13 protein-coding genes are annotated in these 14,160 nt (G+C 70.3%); 1 reads left to right on the forward strand and 12 read right to left on the reverse strand.

The annotated features are described in order from the left end of the window. On the reverse strand, positions 1 to 460 hold a 460-nt coding region (locus tag IO20_RS0119925), incomplete at its 3' end, for a 6-phosphogluconolactonase (protein ID WP_030552443.1). A gap of 211 nt (positions 461 to 671) precedes the next feature. Here IO20_RS0119925 and IO20_RS0119930 point away from each other — a divergent pair. Continuing rightward, on the forward strand, positions 672 to 2,654 hold the full coding sequence (locus IO20_RS0119930; RefSeq protein ID WP_030552445.1) for a PQQ-binding-like beta-propeller repeat protein: 1,983 nt from the start codon (positions 672 to 674) through the stop codon (positions 2,652 to 2,654). Positions 2,655 to 2,818: 164 nt separating this feature from the next. Here IO20_RS0119930 and IO20_RS0119935 read toward each other — a convergent pair whose 3' ends face one another. From IO20_RS0119935 to IO20_RS0119985, 11 genes are all read right to left on the reverse strand, one after another. Next, on the reverse strand, positions 2,819 to 3,910 hold the full coding sequence (locus IO20_RS0119935; protein ID WP_037635889.1) for a glycerate kinase: 1,092 nt from the start codon (positions 3,908 to 3,910) through the stop codon (positions 2,819 to 2,821). After that, positions 3,907 to 4,155 carry a hypothetical protein gene (locus tag IO20_RS0119940; RefSeq protein WP_030552449.1) on the reverse strand — a complete coding sequence of 83 codons (249 nt, stop codon included), beginning with the start codon at positions 4,153 to 4,155 and terminating at the stop codon, positions 3,907 to 3,909. The genes IO20_RS0119935 and IO20_RS0119940 overlap by 4 nt, the downstream gene beginning before the upstream one ends. After that, complete coding sequence (locus tag IO20_RS0119945) at positions 4,152 to 5,297, reverse strand: dihydrodipicolinate synthase family protein (protein WP_030552451.1); 1,146 nt, start codon at positions 5,295 to 5,297, stop codon at positions 4,152 to 4,154. The genes IO20_RS0119940 and IO20_RS0119945 overlap by 4 nt, the downstream gene beginning before the upstream one ends. Further along, positions 5,297 to 6,448, reverse strand: a complete 1,152-nt coding sequence (locus IO20_RS0119950) for a Gfo/Idh/MocA family protein (RefSeq protein ID WP_030552453.1) — start codon at positions 6,446 to 6,448, stop codon at positions 5,297 to 5,299. Before IO20_RS0119950 ends, IO20_RS0119945 begins: the two co-directional genes overlap by 1 nt. Positions 6,449 to 6,572: 124 nt before the next feature. Further along, positions 6,573 to 7,529 (reverse strand): formylglycine-generating enzyme family protein, encoded by a 957-nt coding sequence (locus IO20_RS0119955; protein ID WP_078946077.1) that lies wholly within the window; start codon positions 7,527 to 7,529, stop codon positions 6,573 to 6,575. Further along, complete coding sequence (locus IO20_RS0119960) at positions 7,526 to 8,413, reverse strand: Gfo/Idh/MocA family protein (RefSeq protein WP_211270398.1); 888 nt, start codon at positions 8,411 to 8,413, stop codon at positions 7,526 to 7,528. Before IO20_RS0119960 ends, IO20_RS0119955 begins: the two co-directional genes overlap by 4 nt. An 8-nt stretch (positions 8,414 to 8,421) precedes the next feature. Beyond that, entirely contained in the window at positions 8,422 to 9,273 is an 852-nt protein-coding gene (locus IO20_RS0119965; protein ID WP_106978626.1) for a carbohydrate ABC transporter permease, read from the reverse strand. Continuing rightward, on the reverse strand, positions 9,270 to 10,175 hold the full coding sequence (locus IO20_RS0119970; RefSeq protein ID WP_037635896.1) for a carbohydrate ABC transporter permease: 906 nt from the start codon (positions 10,173 to 10,175) through the stop codon (positions 9,270 to 9,272). Before IO20_RS0119970 ends, IO20_RS0119965 begins: the two co-directional genes overlap by 4 nt. 134 nt (positions 10,176 to 10,309) lie before the next feature. Continuing rightward, positions 10,310 to 11,563 carry an extracellular solute-binding protein gene (locus IO20_RS0119975; protein ID WP_030552463.1) on the reverse strand — a complete coding sequence of 418 codons (1,254 nt, stop codon included), beginning with the start codon at positions 11,561 to 11,563 and terminating at the stop codon, positions 10,310 to 10,312. Next, positions 11,560 to 13,008 (reverse strand): sulfatase family protein, encoded by a 1,449-nt coding sequence (locus IO20_RS0119980; RefSeq protein ID WP_078946078.1) that lies wholly within the window; start codon positions 13,006 to 13,008, stop codon positions 11,560 to 11,562. Before IO20_RS0119980 ends, IO20_RS0119975 begins: the two co-directional genes overlap by 4 nt. After that, positions 13,005 to 14,048, reverse strand: coding sequence for a hydroxyacid dehydrogenase (locus IO20_RS0119985; protein WP_030552467.1), 1,044 nt, complete (start codon positions 14,046 to 14,048; stop codon positions 13,005 to 13,007). Before IO20_RS0119985 ends, IO20_RS0119980 begins: the two co-directional genes overlap by 4 nt. Positions 14,049 to 14,160 lie beyond the last annotated feature (112 nt).

A 14,160-nucleotide genomic window follows, 5' to 3' on the forward strand; every position in this document is an offset into this window, starting at 1 on the left:
TCCGGGTGCGGGAGGCGAGCGAGGAGCACGGCTCGTTGAAGCCGATGTGCCCGTCGGTGCCGATGCCGAGGATCTGCAGGTCCACGCCACCGGCCTCGGCCAGCACCCGGTCGTACGCCTCGCAGGCGGCCAGGACGTCCTCGGCGGAGCCGTCCGGGCCCATGAACGCCTCGGGGGAGAGCCCGAGCGGCTCGACGACCTGGCGGAGCACGGTCGAGCGGTACGACTCCGGGTGCCCGGCCGGCAGCCCGACGTACTCGTCCAGCTGGGCGATCCGGGCCCGCGAGGCGTCCACGCCGCCGGCCTTGACCTGGGCGATCAGGGCGTCGTAGATCGGGATCGGAGTCGATCCGGTGGCCACGCCGAGCAGCGCGTCCGGCTTGCGGCGCAGGAGGCCGGCGATGCCGTCCGCGATGAGCTCGCCGCCCGCCTTGGCGTCCTTGACGATGACAACTTCCACGTAGGGTCTGCCATTTCTGAAGGAGAGTGGACTAGACCACTCTATCGGGATCGACCCGTTCAGGGCACTACCTCACCTACTTTATTCGGTCATTGACAGAACGTTTTCGGGCTCCTACGTTGACCGGCAGCGCTCACGCCGTCGACCACGGTTCCCGGGGCTCCGCCCGCGACGGTCCGACCTCAGCAGACACCGACACCAGGTGGTATTCATGACCCCTTCGTCCCCGATCGATCGTCGCCGCGTCCTGCAGTGGGGGGCACTCGCCGGCCTCGCTGCGGCGTTCGCCCCCGGCACGGCGGCCGCCGCGATCACGCCCAGTGTCCGGATCACCGACCTGGGCCCGGCGGTGAACAACTTCTCGCTGGCCGCCGGCATCCCCGTCGGCGATCGGGTGTACGTCGCCTCGCGCAACATCGACCCCATGCGCATCGTGGGCTACGACCTCAACACGCGGAAGGTCACGAGCATCACGCCAGGGCCCGGGATCAGCACCCAGCTGCTGGCCGCCGACCCCGGCGGCCGATACCTGTATGCGGCGGTCGACGAACGCGGAGGTGCCGAGCCCGGTTTTATCCGGCTCGACCTTTCGCAGCCGGACGCGCCGAAGGAGGACCTGGCGTCATTGGGCGGCCTGAGGCCCTACGCGATCGCGATGGCGCCCGACGGTGTGCTGTTCTTCGGTGGTCAGGAGGCCGCTCCACGGCTCCGGATGTACGACCCGGCGTCCGGCACTCTGACGGAGATCACCGGACCGGACCCCCACGTGCCGATGATCCGCTGCCTGGTGGCGACCGAACACCACCTCTACATCGGCACCGGCGCGTCCCTCGGAGCGACCCCGACCAGCACCAGGGCGGGCCTGTTCGTCATGGATCGCGCCACCGGCGAGTACACGTCCCTGCTGCCCCCTGAGTTCGCCGATGCCGTCGAGGTGCGCGACATCGCCCTCAAGGGTGACACGCTCTACGTCTGTGCCAGCCCCGCAGACGGAGCCGCGGTCGCGATCATCGACCTCGCCGACCCGAGCCGGTACCGGCTACTGCGTCACGGCGGAAAGTTCCTGCGATTGCCGGTCTTCGTGGGCGAGGACAAGGTGTACTTCAACGGCGGCACGCTGGTCGAGCTCACGCTGAGCACGGGGGTCTTCCGTGAGATCGAACTCCAGGAGGGCGAGTTCGGCGAGATCTGGGGGCTGTGGGAACGGGACGGGTCGGTGATGGCCGTCTCGGCGTTCGGCCTCGTCTACCGGGTGGACCCCGCCACCGGTCAGGCCACGGCCTACGACCTGGTGGCCGGAGGCGCTCCGGCCGATCCCCAACTGGCGATGTCGATCGCCGCCGGAGCGCGTGGCGTCTACGTGGGCGGCACCAACGCGGTGGTGCGCCACAACCTCCGCGACGGCACGAAGACCCGGATCCTCGCACCGAGCGAGGCCAAGGACATCCTCATCCACGAGCGCGTGGCCTACTTCGCGCAGTACAACGGTATCGGCATCCTCGCCCACGACCCGCGGGTCGACGGCGAATGGACCCGCAAGCAGGCCCTCCTGCCGCCCGGCCAGAACCGGCCGCACCAGATCGTCTGGGACGACCGGAACCAGGTGGCGCTGATCGGCCTCCAGTCCGACACCCTCGGCGGCGGCTCACTCATGACCTTCGACCCGAGGACCTCCGAGACGACGGTCGCCGTCAACCCGATCGACAAGACCCAGATGGTGCGGACCGTCGCGGTGCACGACGGCATCGCCTTCCTCGGCGGGCAGAACGTCGGCAACAGCGGTGGGACCGTGGTGGCGTGGGATCCCACGTCCCACCGCGAGCTGTGGCGGATGACTCCGCAGACCAGGCCGACCGGCATCACCGGCCTCGCGGTGCTGGGCCGCCATCTGTACATCATGTGTCACCGGGGCGACTTCTTCGTGGTCGACCTGACGACACGACAGGTGGTCCACACCGCCAACCACGGGCCGGTGGTACCCAACTACGGCACGCTCCTGGTGAGCCGTGAGCAGGTGTTCTGCGCTTCCAGCAAGGCCTTCTTCCGGCTCGACCCACGGACCTTCGAGCGCACCGACCTGGCCACCCTGAACGGCGAGTGGTACGGCATCCCGCGCGCGACGGTCGACGAGGTAGGCCGGTTCTACGCGATCCGCGGCCGCAACCTGGTCCGCATCGAACTCCAGGACCGCTGACCCGCGTCTCGGCGCTCCTCGCGGCGAGCGGCACGCTGCACAGCTTCCCGAAGTCCGTCCTTCGGCACCTGTTGCGACAGGTGCCGAAGGATCCCGTCTTCGAGACGGTCCGCCGGCCCGCGAGCAGCAGGGCGGCTACCCGGCCAAGTCCGCGTGACAAGCCACTAGAACGCCTCTGCCGCGAGGGTCGCTCCGGCTCGCCGGAGCCAGTGCGGCGCGTGCGCGCGGGCGGAGACGTCGTCGCCCGCGAGTGCGGTCAGGGCGAGCAGTGTGTGTGCCCTGTCGTCGGCCGCGGCAACCCGCCCTGCCACTACCGCAGCGGACGTGCCCGCCCGGTGGGCCCGGTGCAACGACTCGCCGACAGCCTTGCCCAGGGAGCTGGTCCGGTCGAAGCATCCCTCACCCGTGATCAGCAGGTCGGCGGCGGCGAGTTCGCGGTCGAGGGCGAGCAGGTCGGCGATGGCTGCCGACCCGGGCACCAGCCGGGCGTCCCAGGCGGCCGCGAGGCCGTAGGCCGTGCCGCCGGCCGCCCCGGCGCCGGGGGCTTCGGGCTCCCCGCCGAGCAGCGTGGCCAGGCGGGCGAGCCCGCGGTCCAGATGGGCAACTTCCCCTGGTCCCGCGCCCTTCTGCGGGCCGTAGACGGCCGCCGCGCCCTCCGGCCCCCGCAGCGGGTTCGTCACGTCGCTCAGCAGGAGAACTCCACCGGGCGGCGGCGGACGAAGCGCCGTGAGGTCGGCCGTGGCGGCCTGGACGAGGGCGCCGCCGCCGTCCGTGAGGAGACGGCCGTCGGCGTCGAGCAGCCGCAGGCCCAGCGCGCTCAGGAGTCCGGCGCCGCCGTCCGTGGAGGCCGAGCCTCCCAGGGCCACCACGAGGCGTCGGGCGCCGTCGTCCAGGGCACGCGCGATCGTCTCACCGGTGCCACGTGTCGTGGCCGTGAGCGGGGCGATTCGGCCTTCCAGCAGCGGAAGGCCGCTGGCGAAGGCGAGTTCGACCAGAGCCGTACCGTCGGGGAGCATCGCGTACGCCCCGTCGACGCTACGGCCGTCGGGCCCGGTGCACCCCGGCACCAGGCGCATCTCCGTACCCGGTGTGGCCGACGCGACGGCTTCGAGGGTGCCCTCGCCGCCGTCCGCCATGGGCAGCAGAACCAGGTCGTCGTGCGGCCGGACGGAGCGCCAGCCGTCGGCCAGGGCGCGTGCTGCCTGCGCCGCCGTCGCGGTCCCCTTGAACGAATCGGGGGCTATGACGACCCTCATGGGCCGGCCACATGGGCCAGGTGGCGTTCGACCACGGTCAGGAAGCCGCCGCGGCACAGGCTGCTGACGGCGAGGCCGGCGTCGCGAACCAGCTTCGCCGCCTCCGCAAACCCTGTTCCGGCGACCTTGTCCCGCCACAGGCCGATCGCCGGGATACCGGCGTCCACGCACCCCTGGACGGCTTCGGGAAGGCTCCACCGCTTGGTGGTGATCTGGTTCAGCGACAGACGCTCCAGGCCGGTCACGCGTCTACCCCCGCGACGTGGAGGAACTGGCGCATCCGGTGGACCGCGAGCTCCGGGTCGGGAAGGACGCCGGCCGCGTCGGCGAGCCGGAACAGCTCGGTCAGATGGGGGACGGAACGCCCGCTCTGCGCACCGGCCACCATGGTGAAGTGACTCTGGTGGCCGGCCAGCCAGGCAAGGAAGACCACGCCTGTCTTGTAGTGGTACGTCGGCGCGGCGAACAGGTGCCGGGCCAGCGGCAGGGTGGGCTCCATCAGCGCGTCGTACCGAGCGATGTCGCCCGAGTCCAGGGCACGCAGCGCGGCCGACGCAACCGCCGCCATGGGGTCGAAGACACCCAGCAGCGCGTCGCTGTGACCGACCTCGTCCCCGCGGATCAGATCGGGATAGTTGAAGTCGTCCCCCGTGTACATGCGTACGCCCTCCGGCAGCGCGCGCCTTAGCGCGATCTCCCGGTCGGCGTCGAGAAGGGACACCTTGATGCCGTCGACGCGCGGCTGGTTCTCCCTGATCAGGTCGAGCACCGTGTCGGTCGCGTCGTCCAGGTTCGCGCCGCCCCAATAGCCGGCCAGTGCCGGGTCGAACATCTCGCCCAGCCAGTGCAGGATCACCGGTTGCGAAGCGGTGTCGATGACCTCGCCGTACACGTGGAGGTAGTCCTCGGGCCCCTTGGCCACCGCGGCCAGTGCGCGGCTCGCCATCAGGATCGGCCGGGCGCCGGCCTCCTCCACGACGGCCAGCTGTTCCTGGTAGGCGTCGATGACGGCGGGCAGGGGAGGGGGCCCGGTGAGGTGATCGGTGCCGACGCCGCAGGCCAGGCGTCCGCCCACGGCGCGGGCCTCCGCTCCGGACCGGGTGATGAGTTCACGGGTGGCGGGCCAGTCGAGGCCCATGCCGCGCTGGGCGGTGTCCATGGCGTCGGCGACGCCCAGGCCGAGGGACCAGAGGTGCCGGCGGAAGGCGAGCGTGGTGTCCCAGTCGACGGCCGCAGGGGCTCCCGGGCGGTTGTCCCCCAGGGGATCGGCGACCACATGTGCGGCGGCGTACACGACCCGGGAGGTGATCGTGCGGTCGGGCACGTCGAGGACGGCGGGGGCGCGGAGACGGTGGGGGCCGTCCGGGAGGCGCAGGACGAGTGTCATCAGATCTCCAGTGCGGGGACGTCGAGACGGCGGCCCTCGCGGGCGGAGCGCAGGCCGAGTTCGGCGAGCTGGACTCCCTTGGCGCCCTCCAGCAGGTCCCAGTGGTACGCGGAGCCGGTCACCACGTGCTTGAGGAAGAGCTCCCACTGGATCTTGAAGCCGTTGTCGAACTCGCCGTTGTCCGGGACCTGCTGCCACTGGTCGCGGAACGACTCGGTCACCGGCAGGTCCGGGTTCCACACCGGCTTCGGCGTCAGGGAGCGGTGCTGGACACGGCAGTTGCGCAGGCCCGCGACGGCGCTGCCCTCAGTGCCGTCCACCTGGAACTCGACCAGCTCGTCGCGGTCGACCCGTACGGCCCAGGAAGAGTTGATCTGGGCGGTGATGCCGCCCTCCAGCTCGAAGACGCCGTAGGCGGCGTCGTCCGCCGTCGCCGGGTAGCTCCGGCCCTGCTCGTCGACCCGCGCGGGGATGTGGGTCGCGGTGTGCGCGTACACGGAGCGGACCTCGCCGAACAGGCCGTCGAGTACGTACCGCCAGTGCGGGAACATGTCGAGGATCATGCCGCCGCCGTCCTCGGCACGGTAGTTCCAGGAGGGGCGCTGGGCGGTCTGCCAGTCGCCTTCGAAGACCCAGTAGCCGAACTCGCCGCGTACGGAGAGGATCCGTCCGAAGAAGCCGCTGTCGATGAGCCGCTTGAGCTTCAGCAGGCCGGGCAGGAACAGCTTGTCCTGCACGGCTCCGTTGCACACGCCCGCCTCGCGTGCCAGCCGGGCCAGTTCCAGTGCGGCGTCGAGGGATTCGGCGGTCGGCTTCTCGGTGTAGATGTGCTTGCCGGCCGCGATCGCGGTCCGGATCGCCTTCTCCCGCGCCGTGGTGACCTGGGCGTCGAAGTAGATTTCGGCGAGGGGGTGGGCCAGGGCCTCGTCCAAGTCCGTGGTCCAGTGCTCCAGGCCGTGTCGGTCTGCCAGTTCCTTCAGTTTGCGGTCGCTGCGGCCGACGAGGATCGGTTCGGGCCAGATGACGGTTCCGTCGTCCAGGGGCAGACCGCCCTGTTCGCGGATGGCCAGCACGGAGCGGACCAGGTGCTGGCGGTAGCCCATGCGGCCGGTCACGCCGTTCATCACGATGCCTATGACTTTGCGGCTCATGCTCGTGTCTCCCTCTGGTGTGGCGTGGAACTAACTGCAACTGAGTGCAGAAAGCGCTTGCTATTCGCTATGTGGCTGCCCCCACCTCCTTGTGAGAGGTAGGGGCTGGGTTACCTGTGTCAGGTCAGCCGGTTTCGGCGACGCAGCGGAAGCCGATGTTGCCGGCGCTGCTGTCGGGGGTGTTGGAGCTGCGTGCGTCGACCCGGTAGCGGAAGCAGTAGCTCTCGTGGCAGAGGTAGGAGCCGCCGCGCATCACCTTGCGGCCCCCGCTCGGTGGCCCGGCGGGGTCGGTCCGGGGGCCGGTGGCGTGCCATGTGGGGTGGAACCAGTCGGAGCACCACTCCCACACGTTGCCGCAGGTGTTGTACAGCCCGTACCCGTTGGGTTCGTACGCGTCGGCCGGCGCGGTGCCGAGGTGACCGTCCGCAGCGGTGTTGTGCGCGGGGAACTCGCCCTGCCACACGTTCATCCGGTGCGCACCGCCGGGCTCGCGCTCGTCGCCCCACGGGTAGCGGGCCTGCGTCAGACCGCCGCGGGCCGCGTACTCCCATTCGGCCTCGGTGGGCAGGCGCTTGCCCGCCCACTTCGCGTGGGCGCGGGCGTCACGCCAGGTGACGTGGACCACCGGGTGGTCCATACGGTCGGCGATGTCCGATCCGGGGCCTTCCGGACGGCGCCAGTCGGCGTGCGCGACTTCCCGCCACCACGGTGTCGCCGGTACGGGGCGGCCGCCCCGTACGCCGTCGGGCAGCAGACCGGCGAACACGAACGACGAGCCGAACCGCTCCGCCAGCGTCACCCACCCGGTGGCGTCGACGAACTCGGCGAACGCCTCGTTGGTGACCGTCGTGGTGTCGATCAGGAACGGGGCGAGGCGGATCTCGCGCACCGGTCCCTCACCGTCGGCGGCGTACCCGTCACCGGCGTCGGTGCCCATCAGGAACGTACCTCCGGGCAGAAGCGCCATGCCCGAGGGTCGGGACGGGGACCGTTCCGCCGCCACGCTCGGCCCCGTCGCGAGCAGCCGCTGCGCCAGTCCGGTCTCGCGGCTCGCGGCGCAGCACGACCGCTGACGGGTCATGACAGGGTCACCGGTGCGCCGCTCGTGCGGCTGCGGTGGGCGGCCTCGACGATCGCGACGATGTCGAGCACCTCCGCCTCGGGGACGTTGGGGATGCCGGTGCGGCAGGCGTCGACGATCGAGGCGAGCAGCCCGGTGAGCATGGGCGGTCCGGCCTCGATGGTGAATTCACGTGCTCCGCCGGGACCGCTGACGCGCCCCGTCGTGAGCGGTGACCACCGCTCCTCACCTCCGAGGGTCGCCACCCGTCCGTCCGGCCAGGTCAGCGTGACCCTGTCGCCGGTCGAGGCGTCGACCTGCGCGCATCCCGGCCCGAGCGCCGCGACCGCGAGGTCGACCAGGTGCACGCCGTACCAGGCCAGGAAGGCGTGGCCGGGCTGGGTGGGCAACGGGCCGGTCAGGTCGACGCGGTCGGCCCGCCCCCAGCCGGTGGCGCGGCGGAACTCGGGTGTGAAGCGCTTCGGTGAGCCCGCCAGCGGCAGGCACCCGTGGGCACCTGCCGTCGCCAGCATGGCCCGGGCGTCCTCCGCCGTGAGAGCGAAGCGCGTGTCGACGTAGACCGGCTTGCCGAACGGCGTCAGCCGGGTGAAGTAACCGGCGTGGGTACGGGCGTCGGAGGCGACGACGAGCAGGGCGTCACAGCGCTCGGCGACGTCCTCGGGAGTGTCGTACAGCGGCACCCCCAGATCGGAGACCTCCTGGGCGAAGGCGTCGATGCGGTCCCGGCTGAGCGGGAAGTCCTCGGCCGCCACGCCCCTCCAGGCCGCGACGACCGTGCCGCCCGCCACGGTGCCGGTGACTCCGTCTCCGAAGAGTCGGGTGAAGGACGGTGCGTGCGGGGAGTCGACGCCAATGAGTCCGAACCGCAGGGGTGGCGCTGTCACGTCGTACGTCATCCCTTCACCCCCGACGAGGTGACGCCGGCGACGATGTGCCGCTGGAGAACCATGAAGATCACGAAGCAGGGGATGAAGCTCACGAGGGCGGCGGACATGATGCCGGCCGTGGACACCGTCTCGGTGTGCAGGGTGGCGAGTCCGACCGTCAGGGTCCGGGCCTCGTCCGTCTGGCCGACGACAAGCGGCCACAGGAGGTCGTTCCAGTGCCACAGGAAGACGAAGATGGCGAGCGTGGCGAGCACCGGCCGGATCAGCGGCAGCACGATCTGCACGAAGGTCCGCCACTCCCCCGCACCGTCGATCCGTGCCGCGTCGAAGAGTTCGTCGGGCAGGTCGCGGACGAACTGCCGGATGAGGAAGACCGCCTGGGCGTTGGCGAGGGTCGGCATGATCAGGCCCCACAGGGTGTTCACCCCGTCCATGCGGGCCACCAGGATGAAGGTGGGGATGAGCGTGGCCTGCATCGGCACCATCAAGGTGGCGACGATCGCCCACAGCACCGCGTTGCGCCCGGGGAACCTCTTGCGCACCAGGGCGTAGGCGGCCATGGAGGCAGTGAGGAGGATGACCACCACGGAGACCACGGAGTAGACCAAGGAGTTGAGGAGCCAAAGCGGGAACTCTCCGACCTCGAAGATCCGCGTGATGTTGTCGAGCGTGAGGGAGTCGGGGATCGCGTGCGGCAGGGTGGGCGCGTCCTCGGGCGAGAGGGCGAGGACAACCACGGCGATCAGCGGCGCGACGGTGAACAGCGAGATGACGGTGAGCGCGAGGGCCGGCAGCCGGTTGCGGGGCCGACGGGCGGCGGGGCGGCCGGCGTCGAGGGTGGAGGGCTGGGCGGTCACTTGGTCTCCTTGCCTTCTACGAGGCGTCGCTGGACGAGGGACAGGACGAGCACGATGACGAAGAGGACCATGCCGATCGCCGCCGCGTAGCCGAAGTCGAGGAACTTGAAGCCCTCGTCGTAGAGGAAGTAGATGAGGCTGTGGCTGGCCCGGTTGGGGCCGCCGCCGGTCATCACGTAGATGGTGTCGAACACCTGGAAGCCGATGATCGTCTCGATCACGAGGACGAAGAACATCACGGGCTTGAGCAGCGGGAGGGTCACATGCCGGAACGCCTGCCAGCTGCTCGCCCCGTCGAGGCGCGCCGCCTCGTGCACCTCGGCGGGCTGGGCCTTGAGTCCGGCGAGGAAGACGAGCATCGAGTATCCGAAGCCCTTCCACACCGAGACCAGCGCGAGGCTGGCGAGGACCAGGAGCTGGTCCCCGGTGAGGAACGGGACCGGGCCGAGTCCGAGTCCGCCGAGCGCGGCGTTGAGCGGCCCGTCCATGTCGAAGATCCAGGACCAGATGATGCCGGCCATCACGAAGGAGCTGAGGTACGGGACGAAGAGCACGGCCCGGAACGTGCCGGTGAACCTCACCATCTTGTTCAGGAGCAGCGCGCCGGCCAGCGAGACGACGATGATGAGCGGCACGAAGATGAGCACGTAGCTCACCGTCACGCCGAGGCTCTGCCAGAAGTGGGGGTCGGAGAACAGGCGCGTGTAGTTCTCGGCCCCCAGATAGCTGACGTCGCCGTTGAGACGGTAGCGCGTCAGGCTCATCGCACCGGCGCCGGCGATGGGAAGGAACTTGAACACCGCGAAGATGACGAGCGTCGGCAGCACGAACAGGATGCCCGCCATAGCCTCACGGCGCTTCAGACGGCGCCGGGCCGCCCGACTGCTCGGAGAGAGGTGCATGGGCTCAGGATGGCGGGACGGTCGGCTGTCCGAGCCGGTGCTCGGAGGTGTGTACACGGGCATGGCGGCCTATCAGCGGGGAGGAGAGGAAGCGCGCGGTCGGTTGGCGGGGACCGCGCACTCCCCTGACGGGTTCAGGACCGGGCGAGAAGGGCGCGCGCTTCCTCGGCGGCCTTCTTCAGCGCCTCCTTCGGCGTAAGGTCGCCGCCGAGGGCGGCCTGGATGTACGGCGCCAGCGTGGCCATCACCTGGCGGGCGAAGGGCGAGGGCTCACCGGGGTTGGCGTACTGGAGGGTTTCGTTCAGGACCTTGAGGTCGGGGTCCGTGGCCGAAGCGTCGACGTCGACGCGGGTCGGCAGGTTGCCCGCGGCCGCGTTGAGCGATTCCTGGGACTCGGCCGAGGAGAGGTACGAGAGCACCTCGTAGGCGGCTTCCCGGTTCTCCTCCTCATTGATGGAGGTCAGGGACAGCAGGCCGGGGTTGCCGTAGGTCGCCCGGGTCTTGCCCTGGAGGGGCAGGCCGAGGGTCACGTTCTCCTTGCCGAGGGCGGCGCGCATCTGCTTGAGCTCGGGCAGGGAGGTGACGGGTCGCATGGCGACCTTGCCGGTCGCGATGGGCGCCCCTTCGACCTTGGGACCTTCGGTGGCCGCCTCGGGAGGGAGGCCGCCCGCCTTCTTCAGGTCGACGAGGAGCTGGAGAGCGGAGACGCCGGCGGGCGAGTCGAACGCGACGTCGTTGCCGTCCGGACTGAAGACGAACCCCCCGGCCTGCCAGAGCAGCGGATAGAACGAGAGGTTCAGGGTCTGCTCGGGGCTGCCGGCGTAGTCCATGACGGCGATGCCCTTCTTGGCGAGCACCGGGGCCGCCGCGCGTACGTCGTCCCAGGTCTTCGGCAGGTCGAGGCCCGCATCGGCGAAGATCTTGGTGTTGTAGGCGGTGGTGTTGACGTTCTGGAAGGCGGGGACGCCGTAGAGCTTGCCCTCGATGGTGGCGGCCTCGAGCGTCCCGGGGAAGAACTTCGTACGGTCGTCGGCGACGGCGTCGTCGACGGGAAGCAGCCCCCGCACCTTGTGGTAGGTCGCGGCCTGGTCGGGGGTGATCAGGACGATGTCCGGGCCGGATCCCGCGGCGAGGGCTGCGGAGATCTGGGCGTCACGCTTGTCGAAGGTCTGAAGTTCGATGTTCAGGTCGATGTCGGGGTGGGCCTTCTCGAAGGCGGCTTCGGTCCCGGCCCAGTACTTCTTGCTCGCGGCCTCGTCCTTGATGACCGGGTACATCCACAGCGTGACCTCGGCCTTGCCGTCACCGGAACCCGAGCCCGAGCAGGCCGTGATCGCCATCGTGGCGGCAGCGGCGAGGGCCGCGAAGCGAAGCGGTCGTGTGCTCATGCTGTTTCTCTCTCTCGTGGAGGTGCGACGGCCTTGTCGGCAAGGGAGTGACAGATGGGGGCGGAGGAACCGGGAAGCGGCTGCGTCCCTTGGTCGCGGGCGGCGTCGCTCAGCGCGGTGAGAGCGTCCTGATGCCGCCGCTGCAGCGGCGGCGCGCTGAGGAGCGGATCGCCTGTGGCACGCATCCAGTCCAGCAACGCGGTGGCGAGCTCATCCCGGACGCCCTCGTAGGCGGGGTCCAGGGCACGGTTGGCCCGCTCGTGCGGATCGCGGACCAGGTCGTACAACTCCAGAGCGGGACTGGAGCCGATGCTGGAGCCGTTGAGATCCACGGGGAGGCTGCGCCGTATCCACGACTGGGTGGGGTCCATGGCCCGCGGGGCGTTGGAGAAGTTCACGACCAGCTTGTGCGACGCGGACCGCACCGAGCGCTTCGGGTCGTAGTAGATGTGGTGGGACAGCTGCCCGAAGGTGTGGGTACGAGCCGGGCGGTCCTGTTCCACGACGGGGACCAGGCTGACGCCCTGACCGTCCGCAGGCTCTGGCAGGCCGACGAGTTCGAACAGGGTGGGCAGGACGTCGACATGGCTGACCTGGCCTTCGACGCGGCGGGCGCACCAGTCGGGCCGGCCTGGTACGCGCATCATGAGCGCGACTTCCAGGCCGGGGTCGTAGAGTGTGCACTTCGCCCGGGGCAGCGCGAGGCCGTGGTCGGTGGTGAACACCACGATGGTGTCGTCGGTCAGACCGAGCGCGTCGAGGTGGGCGAGGATGCTGCCGACGCCCTCGTCCATGTGGCTTACGGCGCCCTGTAGTTCGGCGATCTCCTCGCGGGCGCCCACGTCGTCCTGGAGATACGGGGGGACGGTGATCCCGAGGGAGTCGTCCGCGGTCACCTTGTCGCCGAGGAAGCCCATGACTCCGGGGCGGTCCCTCTTCGACGGCGTGCGGTGCGGTTCGTGGAATCCGACCTGCAGGTAGAACGGGGTGTCCGACGCGGCCGCCCGGTCGAGGGCCTCGACGGTGCGCTCGACGACCGTGTCCCGGTCGCCGCCGCTGCGGACCCGGTCGAAACCGAGGCGCTCGGCCACGACGTCGTCCGCCAGGACCCGTGACTCGTGGTGCACACCGATGAGTTCGGTCGCGTACCCGGCCGCGCGCAGTCGGCCGGCGAGGTGGGTCGAGGGGTCGGTGAGGTCCCAGCCGAAGGGGTCGTGGGTGAGTCCGAGGACCCCGTTGCTCTGCGGGTACGTGCCGGTGAACAGGGAGGCCCGGGCGGGGCTGCAGTGCGGGGCGGTGGCGAACGCCGCCTCGAACAGGGCCGACTGCGCGGCGAGGGCGTCCAGATGCGGTGAGACCACGGTGGGAACCTCGTACGCGCCGAGGAACCGGCCCAGGTCGTGGCAGTGCAGCAGCAGAATGTTGCGTGCCGTGGGCGCGGTCATCCCATCCTCGCCAGGTCCTCGCGCGTCAGCGCGTGCTCCAGGGGCTCTCCGGCCAGGTGCCGTCGGATCTCCTCCACGACGATCCGCCCGGCGCGCTGCCGCGAGTCGGCGGTCGCGCCCGCGATGTGCGGCGTGAGGAGGGCGTTCGGCAGGCGGCGCCAGCGGTCGTCGACGGGCAGCGGCTCGCTGTCGAACACGTCGAGAGCGGCATCGATCCGGCCCGAGGCGACCGCCTCGAACAAGGCGTCCATGTCCACGAGCGAGGGCCGGGAGGTGTTGACGAACCGTGTGCCGTCACGCATCGCGGCGATTTCGTCCGGGCCGATCATGCCGTGCGTCTCCGGTGTGGCGGGGGCGTGCACGGCGACGACGTCGCTCGACGCGAGCAGCTCCCGAAGGCCGGTGGTGGACTCGGCGAGCGGGTCACCGGGCTGGACGTACGGGTCGTAGACGCGGATGTCGGCGCCGAGCGCCTTGCACATGTCGATGTAGCGCCGCCCGGTCCGCGAGGCGCCGACGACGCCGATACGGGCCCCGCTGATCTCGCGTGCCCGCTCGGAACCGGCGGCCGTCTCCCAGCTCTGACCGGAATGGAGCGCGTGGTCGTGCCGGTGGGTCCGGCGCAGCAGGGACAGGGTGAAGCCCAGGGAGAGCTCCGCGACAGCCGGAGCCATCGCCGCTCCCGCCTGGGAGATGGGCAGGCCGGTGGCCCAGAAGTCGTCGCTGACCAGCCAGTGGAGCGAGGACGCGGCGTGCATGACGAAACGCAGATCGGGTGCCAGCGCGAGGCGAGCGGCATCGAGCCGGGGAAATCCCCAGGCCGTGACGAGAACGTGGACGCCGTCGAGGGCCTGGCGAAAGGCCTGCTCCGACTGCAGCGCGGCCGGCTCCCGCTCGGTGACCTCACCGAGCGCTGCCAGTGCCCGAAGCGTCGCCGGAGGGAAGAAGGCTTCCTTCTCTCCTGGGGGGACGCTCAGGAGGATCCGGATGTGTGAGCCCTGAAGGCGCTGCTCCTGGCCCACTCCGAGGTGGTGACTCATGCGGCGAAGCTAACCCTGAGAGTTACTTCTGTCAATGACCGAATAAACTACACTGGGCTCACCCACCCGGAGGACGGAGACCCGTCCATGCCGAGCGATCACCAGAAGGAGC

Source organism: Streptomyces exfoliatus, from assembly GCF_000725545.1.
In the GTDB taxonomy this organism is placed as follows: domain Bacteria; phylum Actinomycetota; class Actinomycetes; order Streptomycetales; family Streptomycetaceae; genus Streptomyces; species Streptomyces exfoliatus.